The following is a 24734-nucleotide window of genomic DNA, read 5'->3' on the forward strand; positions in this document are numbered from 1 at the left end:
GTCACGAGCATCCACAGTTGCGCAGCGTGCCTGCGATGGCGTCCAACGCGGGCCTGCTCACCTCCGGCGGCCGATCGTTCGACATCAACGCGAAGGTCAGCACCCGGCCATCCCGGTCGAGCACATACCCGACCAACGTGCTGGCCACCGAGAGAGTTCCGGTCTTGGCGCGCACCCATCCGGCGCCGCCGCGGTTCTGGGTGACATAGCGGCCGGCCAGCGAGCCCGTCGCACCCGCGACCGGCAGATCGTCCAGCATCGGCGCGAGGGTGGCCGCGAGCTTCTCGCCCGCGGGCCGGGCCTTGGTGCCGGTCGGCCGGGTGAGCGCGTCACCGGCGGACTGGGCGGCGGTGGCGACGATCTTGTCCAGCAGACGCGCGGTGACGCGGTCGTCGGTGGAGAGTCCGCTCGTGTCGTGCATCACCACCCCGTTCAGATCGAAGCCCGCCTTCTCCAGTGTGGCGGCCACGGCGGCGACCGCACCGCCGAACGACGGTTCGTGTCCGGTCGCCACCGCGATCTCCCGGCCGATGGTCTCGGCGAGCACGTTGTCGGAGTAGACCATCATGTCGCGCAGCCGGTCGCGCAGCGGCGCGGACTGCACGCTGGCCACCTCGGCCGCGCCCGGCGCCGCCTTGCCCGCGCGCACCCGAGACGGGTCGAGCCCGAGTTCGGTGGCCAGCCTGCGTCCGGCGTCCAGTGCGGGGGTCGAGGTGCGCGGGGAGTATTCGACGAGCGGTTCGAGGCGGCCGCCGTCGATCATCACCGCTTCGATCGGCGCGATCGAGCCGCCGGGGATGTCGGAGTCCTCCCAGCCCTTCGCCATGGTCGGCCCGGCGAAGGCGGTGGTGTCGACCACGATGGTGTCCGCCGCGCTGCCGGCCAGCCGGATCTGCGCGACCAGGTCCGCGAGGCGCGGGCCGTTCGGGTAGTAGCCCTTGCCGTCGGGCTGCGCGGTGAGCGTCGGGTCGCCGCCGCCGACCAGCACCAGTTCGTTCGGCGCGGCCCCGGCGACCACTTTGGTGGTGACGCGCTGGTCCGCAGGCAGCGCGAGCAGCGCGGCCGCGGTGGTGAGGATCTTGGCGGTGGACGACGGAATCATCGGCGTGCCCGGGTCCTGGCTCCACAGCGTGGTCCCGCTGTCGGCGTCGGTGACGACACCGGCGAACGTGCCGAGATCAGGATTCGCCAGCGCGCCCCCGAGCGCCGCGGCGACACCGGCCGGGCTCGGCGCGGGCGCGTTCGACGGCGCGGGAGCCACCCGCGGAAAAGGCTTCACCGGAGCGGGCGGCGCGGCGATGGTCAGCCCACCGTGCCGGAATTCCGGGGTCCACGGCTGGACGACGACCAACGCACCGGCGGCCGCGATCAGCAGCACCCCGAAGGTCGCCCCGAATCCGATCCACATCCTGCGCCGTCGCCGCGCGGCCAAGCCACCGATATTTCTCTTGTTCCCACCAACCACGTACCCGTCGTCTCCCTGACTCGGCTGCCGCGCACCACCGGCGCACCCATGCCCTTTCGAACCTCGGCCCCACCGATCACACTATCCTCGTTCCGCTACCGTTCCCCCGAACAACCTGGCGAGTCGGCGGTCGTGCCCGCTCGAGCCACCGGATGCAGCACAGAAGGAGATGGCGTGGAGTTCGACGTCACCATCGAGATCCCCAAGGGTTCCCGCAACAAGTACGAGGTCGATCACGAGACCGGCCGTGTTCGGCTCGACCGGTTCCTCTACACCTCCATGGCCTACCCGGCCGACTACGGCTTCATCGAGAACTCGCTCGGCGAGGACGGTGACCCGCTGGACGCGCTGGTTCTGCTGCCCGACTCGGTGTTCCCCGGCGTGATCGTCGAGGCGCGCCCGGTCGCGATGTACAAGATGGAGGACGAGGCGGGCGGCGACGCCAAGGTGCTGTGCGTGCCCGCGGGCGATCCGCGCTGGGACCACATCCAGGACCTGGCCGACGTGCCGGAGTTCGAGCTCGCCGCGATCAAGCACTTCTTCGAGCGCTACAAGGACCTGGAGCCGGGCAAGTACGTCAAGGGCTCGGAGTGGGTCGGTCGCGCCGAGGCCGAGGCCGAGGTGGAAGCCTCCTTCAAGCGTCTGCAGGAGAAGGGCGGCCACTGAGCCACACGACGAAGGCGGGAGGTCCGTACGGACCTCCCGCCTTTTTCGTTGCCCCCGCACGCGATAGGGACGCCCGGCCTGTGCCGGACGTCCCTGGGGATCCGATCACGGTGCTGCGAGAGCACCGATTACGGGTGGTTTCGCGGGTCAGTAGTAGATGTAGAGATCCCAGCCGTCCCAGGCCTCGACGCACTCCCAGTAGTAGCCGCCGGTGCTGGGCGAGACGCCGTCGGCGCGGCAGGCCTCGAAGGTGGCGTAGGTGCCGATGTAGGTGGCCCCGTAGCCGGTGGCCTGGTAGGTCGGCGCGGCGTTGGCCGTGGCAGCCGTCGACACCCCGGCGACGGCTGCGGTGGCAAGAAGGCCCGCGGCGAGGAAGGACTTGATTCGCATTTCACTGCTCCTGGAAAGCGAGGTTGATGTTGACCTCTCTCAAGGTAGGGAGCGAAAAGCCGCGAAACAGCCACCCCTAGGGCTCGAAGACCAGCCCCCTCGGGCGATTCCACCTTCTCCACCCTGCGCGTGGTTCGCGCCGCCGCGGCCTGCCGGAGCGTGACAACGGGACCGGCGAGGTAGTGCTGGCACTACCTCGGGGATCCGGTGCGCACCACCGCGATTCCGGGTGCCTACGTCATGGGCACCGCGCGCCCGCGTTCCTAGCCTCGAAACCGTAAGGCGCACAACCGTCGCGCCGCATCCGGTACGGGAGGAACGCACAGCTCATGACCGTTTTTCGACGCCACACGGCCGCGGCGGGCATCTGCCTGGTCGCGCTGTTCGGCGCCCAGGCCTGCGGCGACACCGCGCCCTCCGACGACGACCGCACCGCGGCGATCCAGCGGGCGCTGGACGCGACGGTGCGCGGCGGCTTCCCCGGCGCGCAGGCGGTGCTCACCACCGACGCGGGCGACCGCACCGTTACCGCGGGCGTCGGCGACATCGCGACGGGCGCCCCGATTCCCGCCGACGCGCGCGTGCGAATCGGCAGCAACACGAAGACTTTCGTCGCGACGGTCGTGCTGCAACTGGTCGCCGAGGGCAAGGTCGAGTTGGACGCGCCCGTCGAGCGCTACCTGCCGGGAGTGGTTCGGGGCAACGGCAACGACGGGAACCGCGTCACGGTCCGTCAGCTGCTCCAGCACACCAGCGGCCTGCCCGATTACCTGGCCGGGGGCGATCCCGAACTGCGCGCCGAGCACGGCACCCGGCAGTTGGAGGTGGACACCGAAGCCGTGCGCCTGCGCCGGTACGACGCCGCCGAACTGGTGCGCCTGGCGATGACGATGCCGCCGCGTTACGAGCCCGGCGCTCGCGCGGTGTACACCAACACCAACTACGTTCTGCTCGGCATGCTGATCCAGCAAACGACCGGCCGTACCGCCGCCGACGAGATCACGGCGCGGATCATCGAGCCGCTCGGCCTGCGCGACACCTGGTTTCCGGCGCAGGGCGAGACCGGTATCCGCGGCCCGCATCCCGTCGGCTACCACCAGATCGACGGCGCGCGCGTGGACTTCACCCAGCTCGATCCCTCGTGGGCCGACGCCGCGGGCGCGATGATCTCCACCGGCGCCGACCTGAACCGCTTCTTCGGCGCGCTGCTCGACGGCCGCCTGTTGCCCGCCGCGCAACTCGACGAGATGCGGCGCACCGTGCCCTTCGACCGGATGCCGGGGGCCGGTTACGGGTTGGGCCTCATCCAGCTGCCGTCCTCCTGCGGGAAGGAGGTGTGGGGGCACGGCGGCAGCATCCCCGGCTTCGGGACCCGCAACGGCGTCACCGCCGACGGACACGCGGTGACCGTGATCGTGAACCAGCTGCCGACCAGCGAGGAGAATGCGGTTCTCGTGCAGCAAGCGTTCGACGCGGCCGTGTGCGCGGCGTGATCCCGCTCCAACGGTCCTTGTCCCGCACCGCGCCGCGCCCGGCTCGGTCGAACGAAATCGGAGTCTTCGCAATGCATCTCGGAAAGGTGATCGCGGCAGGGACGGCCACTCTCGCCGCGCTGCTGACCGCCGCGCCGGCAACCGCCGACGCTGGACTCGACCGCTTCCACCACCAGCGGTTGACCTGGAAGTCCTGCGACGATCCGCGCCTCGACCCGCTCGGCGCGCAGTGCGCCGACGTCACGGTCCCGGTGGATTACGCTGCGCCCCAGGGCCGGACCCTCACCGTCGTCATTTCGCGCATCCCGGCCGCCGATCCGGCGCAACGGCGCGGAGTCGTGCTGTCGAACCCGGGCGGCCCCGGCGGTCCGGGCCTGGACGCCATGGTGGACGTCCGCGAAGCGATGACCGACGAGGTGCGGGCCCGTTACGACCTCATCGGCATGGACCCGCGCGGCGTCGGCCGGTCGAACCCGGTGAACTGCCACTGGCCGCGCGGCTTCGCCTTGCAGTCGGCGGGCGTCGACGCCGCGAGTTACGCCGAATCCGTCGCACAACAAGCGGAACTCGCGGCACGCTGCGTGGCGACCGAAGGCGACCGGATACGGCACATAACCACCCGCAACACCGCGCGCGACATGGACGTCGTCCGCGCCGCGCTCGGCGAGGACCGGATCAGCTATTTCGGCACCTCCTACGGCACCTACCTCGGCGCGGTCTACACCCAGATGTTCCCGCAGCGCACCGACCGCGTCGTGCTGGACAGCTCGGTGGACCCGCAGCGCTACGGCCCGGTCGGCATGGTCCAGGACATGGGTCCAGCCAACGAGGCGGCGTTCGATCGGTGGGCCGACTGGGCCGCCGCCCGCGACGGCGAGTACCGCTTCGGCGCCGATCGCGCCGCCATCCGCGCCACGGTGCTCGACCTGGTCCGGCGCGCGAACGAGCGGCCCATCCGGCTCGGCGAGTTCGAGCTGGACGACCACAGCGTGCCGATGGTGCTGTTCGTCGGCCTGGACGACCCGCGCCAGTACGAGCAGGTGGCGAACCAGCTGCGCCAGCTCCTCGACGCGGCAGCGGGCGCACCCGTGGAACCGAGTCCGGAGCTCGCCGCCGTCCTCGGGTTCATGCTGGCCGCGCGGCCGAGCGACAACTCGGCGCAGATGGCGATCATGTGCGGTGACGTGGACGCACCGCACGACCCGTCCTGGTACTGGCGCAACATCGAGGCGAGCCGGGCGAGCCAGCCGCTGTTCGGCGCGTTCGCCGACAACATCACGCCCTGCGCGTTCTGGCCGGGGCCGATCGAAAGTCCCACGACCATCGGCAATTCCGTGCCGAGCCTGATCGTGCAGGCCACCGGCGACACCCGCACCACCTATCCGGGTGCGCTCGCCATGCACCGCGCGCTGACCGGCTCCCGCATGGTCACCTTGCAGGACGTGCCGATCCACTCAATCTTTGGGCGCTACCCGAACGACTGCGTCTACGCCGCGGTCAACGCCTACTTCCGCGACGGCACGCTGCCCGACGGCGACCTGACCTGTCAGGACGAGCCGGGACGGGCGTTGAGGTAGGCGAGCACGGCGAGCACCCTGCGGTGTCCGGCCTCGTCGGCGGACAGGCCGAGCTTCGCGAAGATGCTCCGAATGTGTTTGTGCACCGCGCCTTCGGTGACGACGAGCCGTTCGGCGATGGCCGGGTTGGCGTGGCCCTCGGCCATCAGCGCCAGCACCTCCCGCTCCCGCGCGGTGAGCGTGGCGAGCGGGTCGTCGGCCCTGCGCCGCACCAGCAGCTGGGAGATCACCTCCGGGTCCATCGCCGTGCCGCCCGCGGCGACGCGGCGCAGCGACTCCAGGAACCGGTCCACCTTGCCGACCCGTTCCTTCAGCAGATAGCCGATGCCGCCCGCGCCGTCGCCGAGCAGTTCGGCGGCGTAGCTGTCCTCCACGTAGGCCGAGAGCACCAGCACCGGCAGCCCGGGGTGGATCGCGCGGGCGCGCACCGCCGCGCGCAGCCCGTCGTCGGTGAAGGTGGGCGGGAGCCGGACGTCGACGACGACCGCGTCGGGACGGTCGGCTGTGACGGCGGCCAGGAAGTCGTCGGCGTTGTCGACGGCCGCGGCCACCTCGATGCCCGCGGTCTTCAGCAACAGCACGAGACCCTCGCGAAGGAGGGCGTCGTCCTCGGCGATCACGACCCGCACGGCAGCTCCACCCGCACCACAGTAGGCCCACCGCGCGGGCTGTCCAGCGTCATCCGGCCGTCGAGCGCCTCGGCCCTGCGCCGGATACCTGCCAGCCCGCCGCCTTCGGCCGGCTCGGCGCCGCCGACGCCGTCGTCGCGGATCTCGACGGTCAACAGCTCCGCCGAACCACCGAGGGCGACCGAAAGACGTTCGGCTCGGGAATGTTTGGTGGCGTTGGTCAGCGCCTCGGCGATCACGAAATAGGCCGCCGCCTCGACCGCCATGGGACGCCGGCCCGCGGCGCCGAGATCCACGACGCACGGAATCGGGCTGCGCGCGGCCAGCGCGGAGACGGCGCTGGCCAAACCGCGGTCCGACAACACGGGCGGGTAGACGCTGCGCACCACGTCGCGCAGTTCGGCGAGCGCCGCGGCGGCGGTGTCCTGCGCGGTGCGCACCATATCGGCGGCCGCCTCGGGATCTCGCGCACGCAGTTGCTCGGCGAGCCCGAGCTGCATGATCACGGCCGCGATCCTGGCTTGCGCGCCGTCGTGCAGGTCGCGTTCGATACGGCGCAGTTCGGCGCCGTGCGCGTCGAGGGCGGCGGCCCGCGTGGCGGTCAGCTCGGCCACCCGGTGCGCCAGCACCGCGCCCTCGTCCGGCGCGAGCAGCACCCGCGCCGCCCGCGCTTGACCTTCGGCGAGCGCCGGAAGGCGCAACGCCAACGCGCCGACCGGAACAGCGATCAGCAGACTCAGGAAGGCGCGCGGCCAGGAGTCGACGACGAATCCGTAATTGGTGATGGCGCCCTCGGGCAGCAGCCGCCAATACGCCGGGATCAGCGCCTGATTCACGGCGCTCAGCGGTAGCGCGACCGCGAGCGCGGCCAGCGGGAACCCGGTCAGCGCGTGCAGCACCAGCCAGCCGAGATCGCGGCGGTTGGCCGGATCCGCGACCAGCGTTGCCAGCCGTTCCCGCAGGTCACCGGTCAGCGGCCGGTAGACCTGCTCGATCGGCGTGCCGAGTCGCGCCGCCGCCCTTCGCCTTTCGAACCCGAGCAGCGGACGAAGCAGCCGCGCCGCTTCGGGCAGCGCGGGTATGCCCACTCCGATCAGGCTCAGCACCGCCACGACGAACAACCCCAGCGCCGCGAACAGCGCGAGCAGACCGGTGACGCCGCCGATCGCGAGATAACCGACGGCCGCGGGCAATCGCCGCAGCCGTTCGGTGAATCGGCGCCACCAGCCGTCGGTCACGAGCCGGGACCGTCCACACCGCGCCGCGCGCTCTCCCGGGCCGCGCTCTGGTCCAGCGGCGGCTCCACCGTCGCACCGCCCGGCAGCGGCAAGCCGGTCTGCTCGACGATCCGCGCCTCGACATCCACCACCGATTCGGCCTTGTCGTTCGCCGCCTGGATGCCGCCGACCATGCGCAGCGGCACTTCCTTCCAGAACAGCACGAGTACCAGCGCGACCAGCGCGAGACCGGTGGCGGCGAGGAACACCGTCGACATGGAATCCGCGAAACCGACCTGGAATGGCCTGGCCAGCTCAGGGCTGAGCTGCTGGATGATCGAGCTGTCCTTCAGCACCTCGCCCGCGGCCGAAGTGTCCTGGGCGATGAGACCTTTGGCCAGCGCGGCGTCGGCGGGATTGCCGCTCTGCGCACCGGCGCGGACGGCCTGCGCGAACTCCGGGTCGCGCGCGGCGGCGCGCAGTTCGTCGGTGATGTTCGGCGTCATCCGCGCGAACAGGATGGACAGGAACACCGCGACGCCCAGCGTGCCGCCGATCTGGCGGAAGAAGGTGGCGGCCGCGGTGGAGACGCCCATGTCCTTGGGCGGCAACGCGTTCTGCAAGGCGAGGGTGAGCGGCTGCATGAGGTTGCCGAGGCCGAAGCCGGTGCAGGCCATGAAGAGCATCGCCAGCCACAGCGGGCTGTCCGCGTCGAGGAAGTGCAGCAGGAACAGGCTGAGCGTCAGCGTGGACGCGCCGATGATCGGGAAGATCCGGTAGCGGCCGGTCCGCGAGATCAACTGGCCGGACAGTATCGAACCGAGCATCAACCCCAGCACCATCGGCAGCATTTGCAGACCGGCCATCGTCGGGCTCGCCCCGCGCACCACCTGGAGGTACTGCGGCAGCAACGAGATGCCGCCGAACATGGCCGCGCCGACCACGAACGAGATGACGACGCCCAGCGCGAAGGTCCGGTTGCCGAAGATCCGCAGCGGGATCAGCGCCGCGTCCTTCAGCCCCTTCTCGACCACGACGAATCCGGCGACGCCGAGCGCGCCGATCACGTAGCAGACCACCGAAGGCGCGCTGCTCCACCCCCATTCGCGACCCTGCTCCGCGACGATGAGCAGCGGCACCAGTCCGACGGCGAGCACGAGCACACCCCACCAGTCGACCCGGTCGGTGGAATGCGGCTTCTTCGGCAGGCGCAGCACCCGCGAAACCACCGCGAGCGCGACCAAGCCCACCGGCACGTTGACCAGGAACACCCAGCGCCAGCCGCTGACCCCGAGGATCGTGTCCTGCCCGGCGAGAACGCCGCCGAGCACCGGGCCGATCACGCTGGACGTGCCGAACACCGCGAGGAAATAGCCCTGGTAGCGGGCCCGTTCGCGGGGGCCGACGATGTCGCCGAGGATGGCGAGCGCCAGCGACATGAGCCCGCCCGCGCCCATGCCCTGGACGGCCCGGAAGGCGGCCAGCTGGTACATCGACTGCGCGAGCGTGCACAGCAGGGAGCCGACGACGAAGATGCTGATGGCCGCCATGAAGAAGGGCTTGCGGCCGAACATGTCGGACAACTTGCCGTACAGCGGCGTGGTGAGTGTCGCGGTGATCAGGTACGCGGTGGTGGCCCAGGCTTGCAGCGCGTAGCCGTCGAGGTCGTCGGCGATGGTGCGGATCGCCGTCGAGACGATGGTCTGGTCCAGCGAGGAGAGCAGCATGCCGAGCATGAGCCCGCTGAGAATGGTCAGGATCTGCCGGTGGGTGAAACCCGCCTGCGGCGGCACGGCGGTCGGAGTGGTCACGAATTCCGCTCCGCTTCATCCGGCTTCGGCAGCCGCGGCCCGGCGACCATCGCGGGTCGCGCGCGTTCGAAATCGTCGACGAACTGGCGCAGCAGGTCCGCGAAGAGCGCGCGGTTGTCCGGGGTCCAGTCGGCCATCACCAGGGTGAGGTTGTCGTGGCGGCGCCTGCGGATCCGCTCGGCCACCTCCCGCCCGCGTTCGGTCACCTCGAGCACCGTGGCGCGCCCGTCGGCGGGGTCGGCCGTCCGCCGGACCAGCTCGCGTTCGACCAGCTGGGCGACCTGACGGCTGACGGTCGACGCGTCGGAGTACACCGCCTCGGCCAGCGCGCCCGAGCGCATCGGGCCGTCGCACAGCAACCGGAACAGCACGGCGAACACGGCCGGGTCGACGCCGTCCGTGGTGCGGATCTGCAAGGCGGTCCGGTCGCGGATGCGCTGGAGCCGGGTCAGTTGCACCGCGATGGTGTCGATCGAAAGGTCGTCCGCGTCCACGCACCGCCGCCTTTACTTGCGCCAATCAATTAGTTGTTCGTCGCAAGTATGTCGGTGCGTGGACGCCGGAGGCAAACGCTTATCGACCCTTGAACTGGGGCGCGCGCTTCTCGAAGACCGCCTGGATGGCCTCGGTCAGGTCCTCCGACGGCAGGAAGGCCGCGTTCCACACCGAGACGTAACGCAGGCCATCGGCCACCTCCGACGCGCGCTTGTGGTCCAGCACGTCCTTCACGCCCTGCACCACCAGCGGCGGGTTCGCGGCGATCTCGCGCGCCATCGCGTGCGCCGCGTCCAGCACCGCCTCCTGGTCCGGGTACACGTCGTTGATCAGGCCGATCTTCTCGGCGCGGGCGGCGTCGATGTCCTTGCCGGTGTAGGCGAGCTCGCGCAGGTGGCCCTCGCCGATGATGCCGGGCAGCCGGTGCAGCGAACCGATGTCGGCGACGATCGCGACCTTCGCCTCGCGCAGGCTGAACTGCGCGTCCGCGCTGGCCAGCCGGACGTCGACGGCGGCGATCAGGTCGAGGCCGCCGCCGATGCACCAGCCGGAGATGGCCGCGATCACCGGCTTGGTGCACTCGGCCACCGCGGTGACCGAGTCCTGCATCCGCCGGATCTCCTTGAGGAAGTCGGTGCGCGGCGCGGCCAGCGCTTTGTCGGCGAGCAGCGGCCCGAAGGTGCCCGCCATGGCCGGGAGGTCGAGGCCGTAGGAGAAGTGCTTGCCCGAGCCGGTGAGCACGATGGCGCGCACCTCGGGATCGGCGTCGAGGCCGCGGAAGATTTCGGGAAGTTCCCGCCAGAAGTCCGGGCCCATCGCGTTGCCCTTGCCGGGGCCGGTCAACGTCACCTGCGCGACGTGGTCCTTTGTCTCGACGGTGAAAGCCTGCCAGTCAGTCATTTGTACAGCGTATACGCCGCTTCCGCGGGCCGTCCCGGGGAATGGGCCGCGCGGTTCGTCGTCGCCCCGCGCACGGCAGGAGCGATTGGGCCGGTCCACTTACCCTGGATCCATGAGCAGGGCCCAGCTACCTCCGGTCGCCTGCCGGGTCGCCGACACGCTGATCGCGCGCGGCCATCACGGCGTCATCCTCCGCCAGCAGACACCCACCCGCACCGCGGCCGACGCGGCGCGCGTCCTCGGCGTCGAGGTGGGCGCGATCACCAAATCGCTGGTCTTCCTGCTCGACGAGAATCCGGTGCTGCTACTGGTCTCCGGCGCGCACGAGGTCGACCTGACGCAGACCGGCGCGCGGCTGGAAGGCACGCTCACCCGCGCGCCCGCGGCGTTGGTGCGCGAGGTGACCGGTCAGCCGATTGGCGGGGTCGCGCCGGTCGGGCATCCCACCAACCTGCCGACCTGGGTGGACAACGCGTTGGCCAGGCACCAGGAGTTGTGGGCGGCGGGCGGGCATCCGAACACGCTGTTCCGCACGTCCTTTCGCGAGTTGGTGCGGATCACCGCGGGGCTTCCGATCGATGTGGACTGAATCTCACACCGCCGCGTGAGCTGCGGGTTCCCCGGGCGAACGGCAATCGAACAACAATCGCCGGGCCCGGAGCGGGCGAATCGGGCGTACTTTCGTCATGTGACCGAAGCACCGCAGCCGCACACCGGCGTCCGGATCCCCGACGACCTGAGCGGCATCACCGCCGAGCAGTACCGCGCGTCCATGCGTCACTATCCGGCGGGCGTCACCGTGGTCACGCTCTCCTGCCCGAAGGGACCGGTCGGCTTCACCGCGACCTCGTTCGCCTCGCTCTCGCTCGAACCGCCGCTGGTGTCGTTCAACATCGCGCACACCTCGTCAAGCATGGCCGCGATGCTCGACGCCGATTCCGTGGTCATCCACTTCCTCGGCGAACACCAGCAGCACATCGCCAAGCGCTTCTCCCGCTCCGCCGAGGAACGCTTCACCGACCGCTCCCTGTGGACCACCCTGGACACCGGCGAACCCGTCCTGCACGGCACCCCCATCTGGGTCCGCGCCGTCGTCCAGCAACTGATCCCCATCGGCGACCACACCTTCGTCGTCGGCCTGGTCACCCGCGTCCACGACAACACCGACGAAGAGCCCGCCGCCGCCCCGCTGCTCTACTACAACGGCCGCTACCACCGCCCGTCCTCCTTGGAGGACTGAGGGAGCTCAGGAGCCGTCCAGCTCCTTGAACGCGACCTCCATCGGGAACGGGCCGGTCAACCGCAGCGCGTCCTGATGGGTTTCGGCGAGCCGATAGGTCCGGCTCGCCCAGTCCAAGCGATACTCCTGAACGATCTTGACGCGGCGCTCGGCGTCGAGGTGCACCACGAGGTAGATCGGAATGCCCTCGTGCGCGTATTCCGCTCGTTCGTCGACGGTGTCGGTGTACTCCGATCCCGGTGAGACGACCTCCACGACCAGCAGTGCGTCTGCGGTGGTGAGCTTGCGGTCCTCCTCGACGCACCGATGCAGCACCACGTCGGGCCTGCGGAAGGAGAACCCGGGACTGCCCGGCCTGCCCTTGACGTAGTGCATCTCGAAATCGGTGACGACGCCGGTGCACGGTTCGGCGGGACGCGCCTGCTCCAGAGCGTTGGCCAGCCGCCTGGCCACATTGTTGTGCTGGAAACTACCGCTGGGGCAGAAGATGACGTGACCGTCGACCACCTCGATCTGCCGCTGCACGTCCTCCGGCAGCGCGTCGTAGCCTGCCTCGGTGATGAGCAGCGCCCCTGGATCGGTCGCCCACGCAGGCAGAATGCTCATCGGTCCACCTCCGAGTCGGGAACGGTCTCGCCGATAGTATCCCGCCGCCACCGCCCCCGACCGGCCGCGAAGCCCGGTGACTCAGGCGATGAGGCAGGGGGTGGCGCCGGAGGTTTGGGTGGCGGTGAAGGGGCGGGTTTCGGGGGTGGGGTTCCAGAGGCCGTCGGTTCGGGCGTAGTTCCAGGAGGGGCCGCGGTGGACCAGGGTGGCGACGGCGTCGACGAGGCGGTCGATGTCGGCGGAGGTGGTGCCGAGGCCGATGCTGGCGCGCAGCGCGGCGTCGAGGCCGAGGCGGGCGAGCAGGGGGTGGGCGCAGAAGCGACCGTCGCGGACGCCGATGGCGTGTTCGGCGGAGAGGTAGGCGGCGACGTGGCCGGGCGCGAAGCCCGCGACGGTGAACGCCACGATGCCGACGGAATCGGGACTGTCAGACCAGATGCGCAGCGTCTCGACGCCCGGGATGGCGCACAGCCCGTCGCGCAGGCGGTCGGCGAGCAGGCGTTCGTGGGCGGCCAACTCGTCCGGATCGATGGCGGCGAGCGCGTCACAGGCGGCGGCGATCGCGGCAGCGCCGAGCACGTTCGGCGACCCGGCCTCGTGCCGCTGCGGCGCGGGCGCCCACTCGGCGCCCTCGGTGCTCACCGCGCGCACCGCACCTCCGCCCGCGAGATAGGGCTCGGCCCGATCCAGCCAGTCGCGGCGGCCGACCAGCACGCCGGAACCGAACGGCGCGTACAGCTTGTGGCCCGAGAAGGCGAGGTAGTCGATCCCGCTCTCCCGCAGGCTGATTCGCCGGTGCGGAGCGAGCTGGGCCGCGTCGACCAGGATGCGCGCCCCGCACTGGTGCGCGATGTCGGCGAGCCGCTCCAGCGGCAGCACCTCCCCGGTGACGTTCGACGCCCCCGTGACCGCGAGCAGTGCGGCGGGCTTGCTGCACAGCTCCGCCACCAGCAACCGGATGGTCTCGGCGACGGTGTCGGCGGCGCGCACCACGCGGCGTCCGTGCCGCGTCCACGGCAGGAAATTGGCGTGATGCTCGATGTCGAGCACCACGGTGTCACCCGGCACGCAAGACGCGAGCAGGTTCAGCGAGTCGGTGGTGTTGCGGGTGAACACCACGACTTGGTCGTCGGCGGCGTCGAGGAAACGGGCGACCGAGCCGCGCGCGGCCTCGTAGCACTCGGTGGAGATGCGCGAGGCGTAGCCCGCGCCGCGGTGCACGCTGGCGTAGTACGGCAGCAGCCGCTGAATCCGGTCGGTGACCTGGGCCAGCGCCGGCGCGCTCGCGGCGTAGTCGAAGTTGGCGTAGGTGCGGGTTCCGCCCTGCACGAGCGGCACCGGCAGCTCGTCACCCGACACGCGGGCGAGGGCGGCACAGGTCTGGTCCACAACAGCGGTCATCACGTAATCCCGTCGGCTCAGGGACTCGACGATCGATTGTGTTTTCGAGTCCGCGCTTGCCGCGCCCGATCGGGCGGCGGCCCGGTCGTCACCCGGAGCACCCCACCGCGGAGGAGGGTTGCCGACCAGCTAGCCGGGGCTTAGCGCTGGCACTCATGACCTATTCCGAGGTTGGCAGACCGCACGCGAGTCTGTCAACCTCCGGATTTCGCGGCCGAAAGTCGGTTGCGCCGCCGCGGGAACTGCGCTGCACTCGTTGGGTGACGCCCTCGCTGCTGCTCAGCTTCGTCGGACTGTGCGTCCTGCTTTCCTTGACGCCGGGGCCGGATTCGTTTCTGGTGCTGCGCTTTTCGATCGTGGACGCCCGTCCCGGCATCGCCGCGGCGGTGGGCTCGGCGCTCGGCGGCCTGGTGTGGGCGGTAGTGGTGGCCGCGGGCGTCGCGGCGCTGCTGGAGCAATCCGCGACCGCGTATCGCGCGCTGAAGATCGTCGGCGGAATCTACTTGGTGTACTTGGGAATTCGCACGCTCATCGAACTGCGCAAGCGGCGGGCGCAGGCCGAGGCCGAATTCGATTCCGGCAGCGGGAAAGCGCCATCGGTTCGCTCGGCGTTCACGGCGGGTGTCGTCTCGTGTCTCTTCAACCCGAAGGTCGGCCTGTTCTACCTGGCCGTCCTGCCCCAGTTCCTGACCGAGGTCACCTTCCTGAACACGCTCGCGCTCGGCGCGATCGAATGCACCGTCGCCGCCGTGGAGATGATCCTGCTCGCCCTGCTCGCCGCCCGCGCGGTGGCGTTCCTGCGCAGCCCGAAGGTCCGCGATCGGCTCGAGCAGGCCAGCGCCGGGATACTCACCGCGCTGGGCCTCGGCACCGCGGCCTCGGCGACCTGACAGGCGCTGCCGCCGAAAACCGGCCGGAGCGAATGCGGAAGTACGCCTGACGCCCCCGATCAGCCTGCCGAGGCTCGCGGATCGACATCACACCGCGGCCCGGGCGATTTCACCGATACCGCGGGTACCGTGGTCAGTTGGTCACCGTGGTGTTTGCCAATCGGTAACCCTCATGTGAAACAACCATCGGGAAACGCAAGGCAGGTCTATGAGAGGTGGGCCGGACGTGATGCTCCAGCCGCAGGTCGACACCGCGGTGGGCGCCAGCCCGACGACCGGGCAGTCGTTGTCCGACCCCCTGCTACGCGGCGCGGCGGCGCCCCCGCCGCGCACCCTGGTCGACATCCTGACCGCTACCGCCCGTGCCCATCCGGACGCGCACGCCATCGATGACGGCGAGATCCTGATCACGTATCGCGAGCTGCTCACCGCGGTGGAGGCGCGAGCGGCCGAGCTGGCCGAGGCGGGAGTCCGCGCGGGCGACCGGGTCGGCGTCCGAATGCCCTCCGGGAGTGGCGATCTCTACATCACGATCCTGGCCGTGCTGTGGGCGGGCGCCGCGTACGTCCCGGTCGACGCCGACGATCCCGACGAGCGGGCCCGGCTGGTGTTCGGCGAAGCGCGGGTCAGCGCCGTAGTCACCGCCGACGGCATCCGCGTCGCCGACGAAACATCTTCCGCCGCAACAGCACTCACGACCGAAGTGGAGACGGACGGCGAAGCCACCGATTCCGGTCACCGGTTCCCGACTCCCGAAGACGACGCCTGGATCATCTTCACCTCCGGCTCCACCGGCACGCCGAAGGGCGTCGCGGTCACCCACCGCAACGCCGCCGCCTTCGTCGACGCCGAGGCGCGACTCTTCCTGCGCGACGCGCCCATCGGTCCCGGTGACCGTGTACTCGCCGGTCTCTCGGTCGCCTTCGACGCCTCCTGCGAGGAGATGTGGCTGGCTTGGCGGCACGGCGCCTGCCTGGTGCCCGCGCCGCGCGCGCTGGTGCGCACCGGCGCCGACCTCGGCCCCTGGCTGGTCCGTCGCGAGATCAGCATCGTCTCGACGGTGCCGACGTTGGCCGCGACCTGGCCCGCCGAGGCGCTGGAACCGGTCCGGCTGTTGATCTTCGGCGGCGAGGCGGTGCCGCCGGAACTCGCCGAACGCCTTGCGGGCGACGAGGATTCGGGCCGCGAGTTGTGGAACACCTACGGCCCCACCGAGGCGACGGTTGTGGCGTGCGCGGCCCTGCTCACCGGCGAGCCGCCGATTCGCATCGGATTGCCTTTGGACGGCTGGGATCTGGCCGTGATCGACGCGCGGGGCAACCCGGTCGGCGAGGGCGAATCGGGTGAACTCGTCATCGGCGGCGTCGGACTCGGCCGCTACCTCGATCCGGCCAAGGACGCTGAGAAGTACGCGCCGCTGCCCGCACTCGGCTGGGAACGCGCCTACCGCAGCGGCGATCTGGTCCGCAACGAGAGCGCCGGGCTCGTCTTCCTGGGCCGCGCCGACGATCAGATCAAGCTCGGCGGCCGTCGCATCGAACTCGGCGAGATCGACAACGCGCTCCAGCATCTGCCTGGCGTCACGGGAGCGGCCGCCGCGATCCGGACGACCAAGGCGGGCAACAAGATCCTGGTCGGCTACCTCACCGGCCCGGACGGCGACTTCGACGTGCACGCCGCTCGCGAACTGCTCGCCGGCCAGCTGCCCGCACCGCTGGTGCCGCGCCTTGCGGTGGTCGGCGAGCTGCCCACCCGCACCTCGGGCAAGGTCGACCGCGACGCGCTGCCCTGGCCGCTGCCCGAGACCAAGCCCGCCGACGCCGACATGTCCCCCACCGCGCGCTGGGTCGCCGGGCTCTGGGACGCCATCCTCGGCGCCGAGGCGACCGGTCCCGACGCCGACTTCTTCGACCTCGGCGGCGGGTCGCTGGCTGCCGCCCAGCTGGTCACCGCGCTGCGCGAGCGCTACCCACGGATCGCCGTGGCCGATCTCTACGACCATCCGCGCCTCGGCGCGCTCGCCGATCTGCTCGACGCCAGCGCCCCCGCCGCCGCGGTCGAGGAACGCACGGTGCGCCCCACCCCGCGCGCGGCACAGTGGGTTCAGGTGCTCGCCACCGTGCCGCTGACCACCCTGACCGGCTTGCAGTGGCTCACTTGGCTGGCCATCGTCGGCAATATCGCGGCGTGGTCGGGATCGCTGCCCTGGCTGCCTCGGCTGTCCTGGTGGTGGGCGCTGATCGCGTTCCTGCTCTTCATCTCGCCGCCCGGCCGGATGGCGCTGTGCGTGGCCGGGTCGCGCGTGCTGTTGCGCGGCATCGCGCCCGGCAGCTATCCGCGCGGCGGCTCCGTGCACCTGCGCCTGTGGGCCGCGGTGCGGCTGTCCGAGGCGAGCGGCGCCGAGAATCTTTCCGGCGCACCGTGGATGGTGCCCTTCGCGCGGGCGCTCGGCGCGCGCATCGGCAAAGGTGTCGACCTGCACACGTTGCCGCCGGTGACCGGGATGCTCGAACTGGGCGACGGGTGCAGCGTGGAACCGGAGGTCGATCTCTCCGGCTACTGGATCGACGGCGACCTCGTGCACATCGGACCGATCAGCATCGGCCCCGGCGCGGTGGTCGGCGCGCGCTCGATCCTGCTGCCGGGTACCAGGATCGGTAAGAACGCCGAGATCGCGCCGGGTTCCGCGGTCTCGGGGAAGGTCAAGGCCGAACAGGAATGGGCGGGGTCCCCGGCCGTGAAGGTCGGCCGCGCCAGGCATCGTTGGCCCGCGCACACGCCACCGCGCGCCCGGCACTGGGTCCCGATCTTCGGCATCACCTCGATGGCGCTCGCCGCCCTCCCGATCCTCGGCCTCGGCGCGGGCGGCGCGTTCCTGGCCTGGTGGATCCGGGACACCACGACGCTCACCGCCGCGCTCGGCCGCGCCTTCGCCGTGCTGCCGGTGGCCGTGCTGCTCGTGCTCGGCGTGTACGCCGCGGCGACCGTCGTCCTGGTGCGCCTGTTCGCCATCGGCCTGACCGAGGGCCACCATCCGGTGCGCAGCCGCGTCGGCTGGCAGGCCTGGGCCACCGAACGGCTGCTCGATTCGGCGCGCACCTTCCTGTTCCCGCTCTACGCCAGCCTGCTGACGCCGTTGTGGCTGCGTCTGCTCGGCGCGAAGGTCGGCAAGCACGTCGAGGCGTCGACCGTGCTGCTGCTGCCGAAGTTCACCACCGTCGCCGACGGCGCCTTCCTCGCCGACGACACCATGGTCGCCGGTTACGAACTCGGCGGCGGCTGGCTGCGCATCGGCGAGGCCAAGGTCGGCAAGCGCGCGTTCCTCGGCAACTCGGGTATGACCGCGCCCGGCCGCCGGGTACCGAAGAACGGGCTGGTCGCCGTGCTCTCGGCCGCGCCGTCCAAGGCGAAGGCGGGGTCTTCGTGGCTCGGTAGCCCGCCCGTGCGCCTGCGCCGCGCCTCCGAAACAGCGGATGCTCGCCGCACTTTCGATCCGCCGCGGCGGCTGCGCGTCGCGCGGGCGATCGTCGAGACGTGCAGGCTGATCCCGGTGCTCGTCACCTTCGCCATCGGCCTCGGCGTGCTCTTCGCGCTGGCCTGGCTGGCCCAGCGGATCGGTCACCTGCCGACCGCCCTGCTCAGCGGCGTCGTGCTGTTGGTCGCGGGTGCGGTCGCGTGCGGCAGCGCGGTGGCCGCGAAGTGGTTGCTTGTCGGCCGGATCCAGGCCGAGGAGCATCCGCTGTGGAGCTCGTTCGTCTGGCGCAACGAGGTCTCGGACACGTTCGTCGAGACCGTCGCCGCGCCCTGGTTCGCCCGTGCCGCGACCGGAACGCCGGTGCTGAATCTGTGGCTTCGCGCGCTCGGCGCGCGCATCGGCCGCGGGGTATGGTGCGAGTCCTACTGGCTACCGGAGGCGGATCTGGTGACACTCGGCGACGGCGCGACGGTGGAGCGGGGCTGCGTGGTGCAGACCCACCTGTTCCACGATCGGATCATGGCCATGGACACCGTCACCCTCGGCGCGGGCGCCACCCTCGGCCCGCACTGCGTCGCCCTGCCCGCGGCGGGTCTGGGCGCGGGCGCGACCGTCGGCCCGGCCTCGCTCGTCATGCGCGGCGACACCGTGCCGCCGTCGACCAGATGGTGGGGCAACCCCATCGCGCCGTGGCACGAACCGGGCGAGGAGGGCTGATGGGTGAGAAGTTCTACGAGAAACCCATCGATGACTACCTGCCGCAGAACGGCAATAGGGGCTACCGCGTCTCGCGGTACGAGCTCGACCTGGTCTACCGGGTGGCGAGCAACCGGCTGAGCGGGCGCGCGGAGATCACCGCGGTCACCACCGCCGTCCAGCCCCGGTTCAGCCTCGATCTCGCGCAGGCGCTGACGGTGTCGAAGGTGTTCGTCAACGGCGCCAGGGCCGCGAAGTACGGTCACCAGCACGGCAAGTTGGTCGTCACGCCGCAGCAACGGATTCCGGCGGGCGGCGTGCTCTCGGTGGTGATCCAGTACGCCGGCGTGCCGAGGCCGGTGCGCGGGCCGTGGGGCGAGGTCGGCTGGGAGGAGCTGTCCGAGGGCGCACTGGTCGCCAGCCAGCCCAACGGGGCCGCGTCCTGGTTTCCCTGCGACGACCACCCGAGTTCCAAAGCGAGCTACCGGATCTCGATCACCACCGACAGCCCGTACTACGCCGTCGCCAACGGCACCTTGACGCGCAAGCAGACGAAGGCGAGCCAGACCACCTGGGTGTACGAGCAGCCGGAGCCGATGTCGAGCTACCTGGCCACCATCCAGATCGGGCACTACCGCAAGCACCGCGTCGGCCCCGCGCACGGACCGGTGCCCATGCAGGCGGTCGTGCCGCCACGGCTGCGCGCCGAATTCGAACACGACTTCGCGCGCCAACCGCGGATGATGGAGGTCTTCACCGAAAAGTTCGGCCCCTATCCGTTCGGCGGGTACACGGTAGTGGTCACCGACGACGACCTGGAGATTCCGATCGAAGCCCAGGGCATCTCGGTGTTCGGCGCCAACCACTGCGACGGCCGCCGCGGCTCCGAACGCCTCGTCGCGCACGAACTCGCGCACCAGTGGTTCGGCAACAGCCTGACCCTGCGGCAGTGGCGCGACATCTGGCTGCACGAGGGCTTCGCCTGCTACGCGGAATGGATCTGGTCCGAGGCCTCGGGCGGACCGACCGCCGATCAGCTGGCCCGCGCCGCCCGGCACAACCTGGCGCGGCAGCCGCAGGACATCGTCATCGGAGACCCCGGTCCCAAGCGCATGTTCGACGATCGGGTGTACAAGCGCGGCGCGCTCACCATGCACGCACTGCGCCTCGAGCTCGGCGAGCCCGGTTTCTTCGACCTGCTGCGCGAATGGGTGTTGCGCTACCGGCATTCCTCGGTGAGCACCGAGGAGTTCACCGACCTGGCCGGGCACTACAGCCTGGTGCCGCTGCGTCCGCTGTGGGACAGCTGGCTGCGCGACGAGCCGCTGCCGCAGCTGCCGCCGTACGGCGGGCAGGTCGGCGCGCGCTGAGTCCGCTCAGAACACGAGGTAGCGGGCGGCGAGTTCCTCGACGATCGGATCATCCTCGGCGACGCTGTCCAGGGTGTCCAGATCGGCCGCCACCGAGATCTGCCTCGGGTCGTCGTGTTCGTTGTCGGGCGCGTCCTCGGAGAGCTGGCGCAGCAGCTTTTCGCGTACCCGCGCCTTGAGTGAATCCTTCATACCGAGAGCTTGCCCGGTTCGGAGCGCGGGAATCTCGCGTGTCCGACACCGCCGGTCGGCAGCCCATCAGCCAGGCACAGCCGAAGCCACGCTGGCGGCACGCTGCCCGGCGGAGTCCGCCATCAGCCCGGGCCATGGCTGTAGCGGGGTAGAGGTACACCCTGACGACACAGCGGGATGGCAGTCCGCCGACAGCTCGTGCACGCCGGAGCGAAGGCGGAGATCTAAACCGGCGCCAGCCAGGTCCCCCAGGGCGTGTTGCGCAGCACCGAGTACACGACGAACAGCACGAGCACCGTCCACATGAACGGGCGGGGTAGATCGGGGACGCGGGGACGTTCGCCGCGCCAGGCGCGCATCGCCCAGTCGCCGAGGAACACCGCGAAGGCGAGCAGCAGTGGAATCGCGAGCAGGTTGCTGTGCAGCGAGTCCAGCAGGCGGCCGTCGGTGAGGTTGTGCACTGCGCGCATGCCGCCGCAGCCGGGGCAGTACAACCCGGTCAGGCCGTAGATCGGGCAGATGCCATAGGAGCCCTCCACGTGCGGGTCGCGGAAGTGCAGCAGAACCACGGCCCCGACCGCGGCGCCCGCCGCGAGCGCGGGCAGACCGAGCGCGCGCCACCCTGTGCGCCGCACCCGCTGCGGTGGCGGGAACGAGGGCTGGCCTGCGAGGTGCGTGGTCTCCACGAGAAACCACGGTAGCGGGGGCGCGCGGGTCGGCGCTACAGCCGCCGGGCGCGGCGGAAGGAGACCGTCGGCCGTGCCTGCTCCGAGTGCGAAAGTTTTTGCGGACCGCGCTAATCCGGCTGAGCGAGGCGCAGTACGTTGCCCGAGGGGTCGGTCAGATCGAAACCGGGACCGCCGGGACCGTCCTCGGGGCTGCCCGGCTTGGCATATCGGTAGTCCTTGGCGGCGAGCTCGGCGTGCAGGGCATGGATGTCGCCCACCGCGATCCACACCACCGAGCCGGGGGTGCCGTCCCCGTGGTGCTCGCTCAGGTGCAGTTTCGCGTCCGACCGGGACACCTGGGCGTAGAGCGGGAAGTCCGCGCCGAACCGGTGCTCCCAGTCGACGATGAAACCCAGGTAGTCGCAATAGAATTCGTAGGTCTTGGCGGTGTCGAACATGCGCAGCACGGGGATCGGCGCGGCGAAGCGGATGTCCTCGGAGGTCATCGGCCGATCATCGCACCACGCACCGACAGCGCCCGTCTCTCGAGACGCCCGCAGGCCGACCCTCGCCCGAGACGCCGAACCACCGCGCAGGCCGCCCATGGCTCAAGACGCCGAAGCACCATTTACGCCGCCCTCGCTCGAGACGCGGCGGCTACCGACCCACGCCAGCACCTCCGAGACGCGGCGGCTATCCGACCCACGCCAGCACAGCCCGGATCGATGAAGGGCGGGTCGCGCGGCGCATCCGCAGAGAACGACGAATCAGAATCCCGGTCCCAGGACTCCTCGTCCTCAGCGAGCCGCAGGTCAGCGGCCCGAAACCGCCGAGAACGAGCGAGCCCCTGGCTTCGAGCTGATAACGATCGAGTACCGCCGATACCGGCGCGGGCTCGGCCCGCGATGTACCGGATGTGACTGTTCGAGCCGTGTGCACTCCGGGGAAACTTCGCTCGCGCGCGATGTTTCTCCTTCCCGGCAGAGTTCATCGGACCGAATATTGGGTATCCACAGATATACGCCAGGATTTCCGCCATCGACCGCTTGCAGTTGCAAGCACTTTGTTCGCATCGTACTGTGGCGGATGACACAAAGGAGTGCACAATGCTGGTGACGTCGATGAAGACACTGGCGGGGGTGCGCGGCGCCGAGCCGCTCACCGCGGCTTACCGTGCCGGACTGCGGTCCCGCACTTTCGCGACAGCTTCGCTGAACAAGCCGACCGCACCCTGCGAGATCATCCCGGTCACAACCGTCGATGGCGCCAAGCTCCGAGTTCACGCGTACGGACCCGCCGACGGCGACGTCATCGTGCTCATCCACGGCTGGAGCTGCTGCATCGAGTACTGGAACCCGCAGATCAACGCACTCGCGGACCGCTACCGTGTGATCGCGTACGACCAGCGCGGACACGGCGAGAGCACGCTGGGCCGCACCGCGCCGAGCGGCGAAACCCTCGCCGACGACCTGGCCACCGTCCTCGACGCCACCCTGCCGCGCGGCAAGCGCGCCACCCTCGTCGGCCACAGCATGGGCGGCATCACTTTGCAAGCGTGGGCTGCCCGCTACCCCGAGCAGGTGCCCGCCCGCGCCAACGCCGTGGTGCTCGCGAACACCGCCTCCCGGGAGATCCGCCACGAGACCGATCTCCTTCCGCTGCTGAACAAGCCGCTGACGATGGCGCGTCGGCCGGTCACCTTCTTGGGCGCGGGTGTGCGCATGCCGCTGGTGTTCGCCGAGACGCTGTTGAGCGCACCGGTGCCGCTGCCGGGCGGCCCGCTGGTGACCGCCATCATCAAAGCCAGGCTGATGACGAAGAACGCGACCGCCGACGAGGTCGCCTTCTCACTCGGCATCGTCCGCTCTTGCCGTCCGCTCACCCGCGGCCTGCACGCCGCGGCGCTCGCCACCCTCGATCTGGGCGATGCGGCCAAGCATCTGACCGTCCCCACCACCGTCATCGCGGGCGCGCACGACTACCTGCTGCCCGCCAGGATGAACCGTCCGATCGTCGAGGCGCTCGGCGCCGCGGGCTCCCTCGCCGACTACCAGGTCTGGCCCACCGGTCACCTCGGCAATATCGAGGCCGCCGACCGCTTCAACGCCGAGATCGATCGGATCGCCCAGGGCGCGAGCAATCAGCGCGCCACCGCGGTCTGACCCGAAACGTTCTCCCGGGCCGGTCGACGGCGCCCGGCCCGGGAGCGACATTCACGTCTGCTCGTAGCGCAGGCAACTGCGGACGAAGTCCTGGACCGGCGCGTTCTCGTCATCGATCGGATTCCACGCGACACCGACCTGGCTGGCGGCGATGCCGACCACCGACCGGAAAACGACGCCGGGCCGCTGATAGAAACGCGCCGCGGACTCCGGCGCCAAGGCGATCCCGTACCCGTTCGCGATCGCGTTGAGCCAGTCGTCCGGGTGCTGGGTGACGGCGCCGATGCGCGGCGGAACGCCACCCCGCTCGTCGATCGCGAGCCAATAGTCCCGCCATGGACCGGTCGCCTGCGGTGCGGCCACGAACGGCTCGTCCAGCAACTCCGCGAACGGGATCTCGTCGCGATCGGCGAACCGGTGCGTACTCGGCAGGACGACGCAGCGCGGCTCGGTGAGCAGCACCTCGACGCGCCACTTCTCTTGGCCGGGGATCGGCAGCCGCAGTATCGCGACGTCGACCCGGCCGTCGGCCAATCCCGCGGTCGGATCCGACCAGGCACTCTGGCGCATGTCCACTCGCCAGCCCGGCCTGCGCGCGGCGAATTCGGCGATGATCTCCGTGGTGGCCTCGTTGGCGGCGCTGGCCAGGAAACCGACGCGCAGGACGCGGGCCTCTCGCGCGGCGGCGGCATTGGTTTCGGATACCGCGCGAGTCCAGTCGTCGAGCAAAGCGGGCGCCCGTCGCGCCAGGGCGCGCCCCGCCTCGGTGAGCGCCATTCCCGCCCGCGAACGCGTGAAAAGCGTTGCTCCCAGCAATGTTTCGAGCTGCTTGATCTGCTTCGTGAGCGCCGGTTGCGAGACGTACAGCCGTTGGGCCGCGCGGGTCAGGTTCCCCTCCTCGGCGACGGCGGCGAAGTAGCGCAGCAGCCGAGTGTCGACATCCATGCCCCCAGGTTATGGATACAGGTATTGGTGCCACAACGACCGCCGAATCGAGACTGGGTGCGCAAGGTCGTCTCCTCGGAAAGGTCCCGCTGTGTTCGCCCTCTACGTCACTCTCACCACGATCACCGCGCTCGGCGCCGCGACCGCCGCCTGGATGAACTTCGTCCGCCACCCCATTCCCGTGGCCGCGGCCGACGAGGTGCGGGTGCCGCACTCCTGGATGCTTCCGCTGGGTTCGCTGCTCGGAATCGGAGCGATCGGCCTCGTCGCCGGTTTCGCGGTACCGATCGTCGGCATCGCCGCCGCGACCGGCCTCGTCCTCTACTTCATCGGCGCGGTCATCGCCCACTTGCGGGTCTCGGACTTCAACCTCGGCCGGGTATCCGCGGCTCTCACCCTCACCGTGGCCACCCTCGCCGCCACCTTGGCGTACCGGATCGGCTGAG

23 protein-coding genes and 1 riboswitch are annotated in these 24734 nt (G+C 70.5%); of the genes, 10 read left to right on the forward strand and 13 right to left on the reverse strand.

All coding sequences use genetic code 11. From position 1 onward, the window contains the following. Position 1: 1 nt before the first annotated feature. Positions 2 to 1408 carry a D-alanyl-D-alanine carboxypeptidase/D-alanyl-D-alanine-endopeptidase gene (locus FB390_RS03880; protein ID WP_141807715.1) on the reverse strand — a complete coding sequence of 469 codons (1407 nt, stop codon included), beginning with the start codon at positions 1406 to 1408 and terminating at the stop codon, positions 2 to 4. A 231-nt stretch (positions 1409 to 1639) separates the two neighbouring features. Between FB390_RS03880 and FB390_RS03885 the strand changes: the two genes are divergently transcribed. Further along, positions 1640 to 2131 (forward strand): inorganic diphosphatase, encoded by a 492-nt coding sequence (locus tag FB390_RS03885; RefSeq protein ID WP_067789948.1) that lies wholly within the window; start codon positions 1640 to 1642, stop codon positions 2129 to 2131. Positions 2132 to 2278: 147 nt separating this feature from the next. Here the strand turns inward: FB390_RS03885 and FB390_RS03890 are convergent, their stop codons facing one another. Beyond that, positions 2279 to 2521, reverse strand: a complete 243-nt coding sequence (locus tag FB390_RS03890) for a hypothetical protein (protein ID WP_067789945.1) — start codon at positions 2519 to 2521, stop codon at positions 2279 to 2281. A 329-nt stretch (positions 2522 to 2850) separates the two neighbouring features. On the opposite strand from FB390_RS03890, the gene FB390_RS03895 reads away from it, so the two are divergent. Then, positions 2851 to 4014 carry a serine hydrolase domain-containing protein gene (locus FB390_RS03895; protein ID WP_141807716.1) on the forward strand — a complete coding sequence of 388 codons (1164 nt, stop codon included), beginning with the start codon at positions 2851 to 2853 and terminating at the stop codon, positions 4012 to 4014. Between the two features lie 71 nt (positions 4015 to 4085). Continuing rightward, positions 4086 to 5591, forward strand: a complete 1506-nt coding sequence (locus FB390_RS03900; protein WP_141807717.1) for an alpha/beta hydrolase — start codon at positions 4086 to 4088, stop codon at positions 5589 to 5591. Here the strand turns inward: FB390_RS03900 and FB390_RS03905 are convergent. From FB390_RS03905 to FB390_RS03925, 5 genes are all read right to left on the reverse strand, one after another. Then, complete coding sequence (locus FB390_RS03905) at positions 5561 to 6220, reverse strand: response regulator (protein WP_141807718.1); 660 nt, start codon at positions 6218 to 6220, stop codon at positions 5561 to 5563. The genes FB390_RS03900 and FB390_RS03905 overlap by 31 nt on opposite strands. After that, entirely contained in the window at positions 6208 to 7458 is a 1251-nt protein-coding gene (locus FB390_RS03910) for a sensor histidine kinase (protein ID WP_141807719.1), read from the reverse strand. Before FB390_RS03910 ends, FB390_RS03905 begins: the two co-directional genes overlap by 13 nt. Next, the gene (locus tag FB390_RS03915) at positions 7455 to 9248 is read right to left on the reverse strand and encodes an MDR family MFS transporter (protein WP_141807720.1); all 1794 of its coding nucleotides are present in this window, start codon (positions 9246 to 9248) and stop codon (positions 7455 to 7457) included. The genes FB390_RS03910 and FB390_RS03915 overlap by 4 nt, the downstream gene beginning before the upstream one ends. Then, positions 9245 to 9742 (reverse strand): MarR family winged helix-turn-helix transcriptional regulator, encoded by a 498-nt coding sequence (locus tag FB390_RS03920; RefSeq protein ID WP_141807721.1) that lies wholly within the window; start codon positions 9740 to 9742, stop codon positions 9245 to 9247. Before FB390_RS03920 ends, FB390_RS03915 begins: the two co-directional genes overlap by 4 nt. A 79-nt stretch (positions 9743 to 9821) precedes the next feature. Next, the gene (locus tag FB390_RS03925; protein ID WP_141807722.1) at positions 9822 to 10643 is read right to left on the reverse strand and encodes a crotonase/enoyl-CoA hydratase family protein; all 822 of its coding nucleotides are present in this window, start codon (positions 10641 to 10643) and stop codon (positions 9822 to 9824) included. Positions 10644 to 10755: 112 nt separating this feature from the next. Here FB390_RS03925 and FB390_RS03930 point away from each other — a divergent pair, with 112 nt between their 5' ends. Together FB390_RS03930 and FB390_RS03935 are read left to right on the forward strand one after the other, a co-directional pair. Continuing rightward, positions 10756 to 11232: a YbaK/EbsC family protein gene (locus tag FB390_RS03930; protein WP_141807723.1), complete on the forward strand. Its 477-nt coding sequence runs from the start codon at positions 10756 to 10758 to the stop codon at positions 11230 to 11232. Between the two features lie 99 nt (positions 11233 to 11331). Beyond that, positions 11332 to 11883, forward strand: coding sequence for a flavin reductase family protein (locus FB390_RS03935; RefSeq protein ID WP_342780389.1), 552 nt, complete (start codon positions 11332 to 11334; stop codon positions 11881 to 11883). Positions 11884 to 11889: 6 nt separating this feature from the next. Here FB390_RS03935 and FB390_RS03940 read toward each other — a convergent pair whose 3' ends face one another. Both FB390_RS03940 and FB390_RS03945 read right to left on the reverse strand, forming a co-directional pair. Beyond that, on the reverse strand, positions 11890 to 12489 hold the full coding sequence (locus FB390_RS03940) for a Uma2 family endonuclease (RefSeq protein WP_141807724.1): 600 nt from the start codon (positions 12487 to 12489) through the stop codon (positions 11890 to 11892). 81 nt (positions 12490 to 12570) lie between these two features. Then, on the reverse strand, positions 12571 to 13890 hold the full coding sequence (locus FB390_RS03945) for an aminotransferase class V-fold PLP-dependent enzyme (RefSeq protein ID WP_141807725.1): 1320 nt from the start codon (positions 13888 to 13890) through the stop codon (positions 12571 to 12573). Positions 13891 to 13937: 47 nt separating this feature from the next. Next, a riboswitch (SAM riboswitch) is annotated at positions 13938 to 14051 on the reverse strand. 99 nt (positions 14052 to 14150) lie between these two features. Between FB390_RS03945 and FB390_RS03950 the strand changes: the two genes are divergently transcribed. The 3 genes from FB390_RS03950 (at position 14151) to FB390_RS03960 (ending at position 20321) form a co-directional block, all read left to right on the forward strand. Then, positions 14151 to 14780: a LysE family translocator gene (locus FB390_RS03950; RefSeq protein ID WP_185756933.1), complete on the forward strand. Its 630-nt coding sequence runs from the start codon at positions 14151 to 14153 to the stop codon at positions 14778 to 14780. A gap of 229 nt (positions 14781 to 15009) precedes the next feature. Continuing rightward, the gene (locus FB390_RS03955; RefSeq protein WP_141811527.1) at positions 15010 to 18972 is read left to right on the forward strand and encodes a Pls/PosA family non-ribosomal peptide synthetase; all 3963 of its coding nucleotides are present in this window, start codon (positions 15010 to 15012) and stop codon (positions 18970 to 18972) included. Continuing rightward, positions 18972 to 20321 (forward strand): M1 family metallopeptidase, encoded by a 1350-nt coding sequence (locus FB390_RS03960; RefSeq protein WP_141807727.1) that lies wholly within the window; start codon positions 18972 to 18974, stop codon positions 20319 to 20321. The genes FB390_RS03955 and FB390_RS03960 overlap by 1 nt, the downstream gene beginning before the upstream one ends. A 6-nt stretch (positions 20322 to 20327) precedes the next feature. Here FB390_RS03960 and FB390_RS03965 read toward each other — a convergent pair whose 3' ends face one another. From FB390_RS03965 to FB390_RS03975, 3 genes are all read right to left on the reverse strand, one after another. Next, positions 20328 to 20513, reverse strand: coding sequence for a hypothetical protein (locus FB390_RS03965; protein WP_141807728.1), 186 nt, complete (start codon positions 20511 to 20513; stop codon positions 20328 to 20330). A 224-nt stretch (positions 20514 to 20737) separates the two neighbouring features. Further along, complete coding sequence (locus FB390_RS03970) at positions 20738 to 21199, reverse strand: DUF2752 domain-containing protein (RefSeq protein WP_141807729.1); 462 nt, start codon at positions 21197 to 21199, stop codon at positions 20738 to 20740. Positions 21200 to 21309: 110 nt separating this feature from the next. Then, positions 21310 to 21687 carry a glyoxalase superfamily protein gene (locus FB390_RS03975; RefSeq protein ID WP_141807730.1) on the reverse strand — a complete coding sequence of 126 codons (378 nt, stop codon included), beginning with the start codon at positions 21685 to 21687 and terminating at the stop codon, positions 21310 to 21312. A gap of 600 nt (positions 21688 to 22287) precedes the next feature. Between FB390_RS03975 and FB390_RS03980 the strand changes: the two genes are divergently transcribed. Then, positions 22288 to 23343 (forward strand): alpha/beta fold hydrolase, encoded by a 1056-nt coding sequence (locus FB390_RS03980; protein ID WP_141807731.1) that lies wholly within the window; start codon positions 22288 to 22290, stop codon positions 23341 to 23343. A gap of 51 nt (positions 23344 to 23394) precedes the next feature. Here FB390_RS03980 and FB390_RS03985 read toward each other — a convergent pair whose 3' ends face one another. Beyond that, the gene (locus FB390_RS03985) at positions 23395 to 24288 is read right to left on the reverse strand and encodes a LysR family transcriptional regulator (protein ID WP_141807732.1); all 894 of its coding nucleotides are present in this window, start codon (positions 24286 to 24288) and stop codon (positions 23395 to 23397) included. A gap of 91 nt (positions 24289 to 24379) precedes the next feature. Here FB390_RS03985 and FB390_RS03990 point away from each other — a divergent pair, with 91 nt between their 5' ends. Beyond that, a complete protein-coding gene (locus tag FB390_RS03990; RefSeq protein ID WP_221639209.1) occupies positions 24380 to 24733 on the forward strand; it encodes a DoxX family protein in 354 nt (117 codons plus the stop codon). Position 24734 lies beyond the last annotated feature (1 nt).

Origin of the sequence: Nocardia bhagyanarayanae (genome assembly GCF_006716565.1) — a bacterium.
Lineage (GTDB): Bacteria > Actinomycetota > Actinomycetes > Mycobacteriales > Mycobacteriaceae > Nocardia > Nocardia bhagyanarayanae.

Bases quoted from the DNA above. Each gene is read 5' to 3' on its own strand.
- FB390_RS03880 (WP_141807715.1), bottom strand. From the start codon at position 1,408: ATGTGGATCGGATTCGGGGCGACCTTCGGGGTGCTGCTGATCGCGGCC.
- FB390_RS03890 (WP_067789945.1), bottom strand. From the start codon at position 2,521: ATGCGAATCAAGTCCTTCCTCGCCGCGGGCCTTCTTGCCACCGCAGCC.
- FB390_RS03895 (WP_141807716.1), top strand. From the start codon at position 2,851: ATGACCGTTTTTCGACGCCACACGGCCGCGGCGGGCATCTGCCTGGTC.
- FB390_RS03900 (WP_141807717.1), top strand. From the start codon at position 4,086: ATGCATCTCGGAAAGGTGATCGCGGCAGGGACGGCCACTCTCGCCGCG.
- FB390_RS03925 (WP_141807722.1), bottom strand. From the start codon at position 10,643: ATGACTGACTGGCAGGCTTTCACCGTCGAGACAAAGGACCACGTCGCG.
- FB390_RS03930 (WP_141807723.1), top strand. From the start codon at position 10,756: ATGAGCAGGGCCCAGCTACCTCCGGTCGCCTGCCGGGTCGCCGACACG.
- FB390_RS03940 (WP_141807724.1), bottom strand. From the start codon at position 12,489: ATGAGCATTCTGCCTGCGTGGGCGACCGATCCAGGGGCGCTGCTCATC.
- FB390_RS03945 (WP_141807725.1), bottom strand. From the start codon at position 13,890: ATGACCGCTGTTGTGGACCAGACCTGTGCCGCCCTCGCCCGCGTGTCG.
- FB390_RS03955 (WP_141811527.1), top strand. From the start codon at position 15,010: ATGCTCCAGCCGCAGGTCGACACCGCGGTGGGCGCCAGCCCGACGACC.
- FB390_RS03960 (WP_141807727.1), top strand. From the start codon at position 18,972: ATGGGTGAGAAGTTCTACGAGAAACCCATCGATGACTACCTGCCGCAG.
- FB390_RS03965 (WP_141807728.1), bottom strand. From the start codon at position 20,513: ATGAAGGATTCACTCAAGGCGCGGGTACGCGAAAAGCTGCTGCGCCAG.
- FB390_RS03975 (WP_141807730.1), bottom strand. From the start codon at position 21,687: ATGACCTCCGAGGACATCCGCTTCGCCGCGCCGATCCCCGTGCTGCGC.
- FB390_RS03980 (WP_141807731.1), top strand. From the start codon at position 22,288: ATGCTGGTGACGTCGATGAAGACACTGGCGGGGGTGCGCGGCGCCGAG.
- FB390_RS03985 (WP_141807732.1), bottom strand. From the start codon at position 24,288: ATGGATGTCGACACTCGGCTGCTGCGCTACTTCGCCGCCGTCGCCGAG.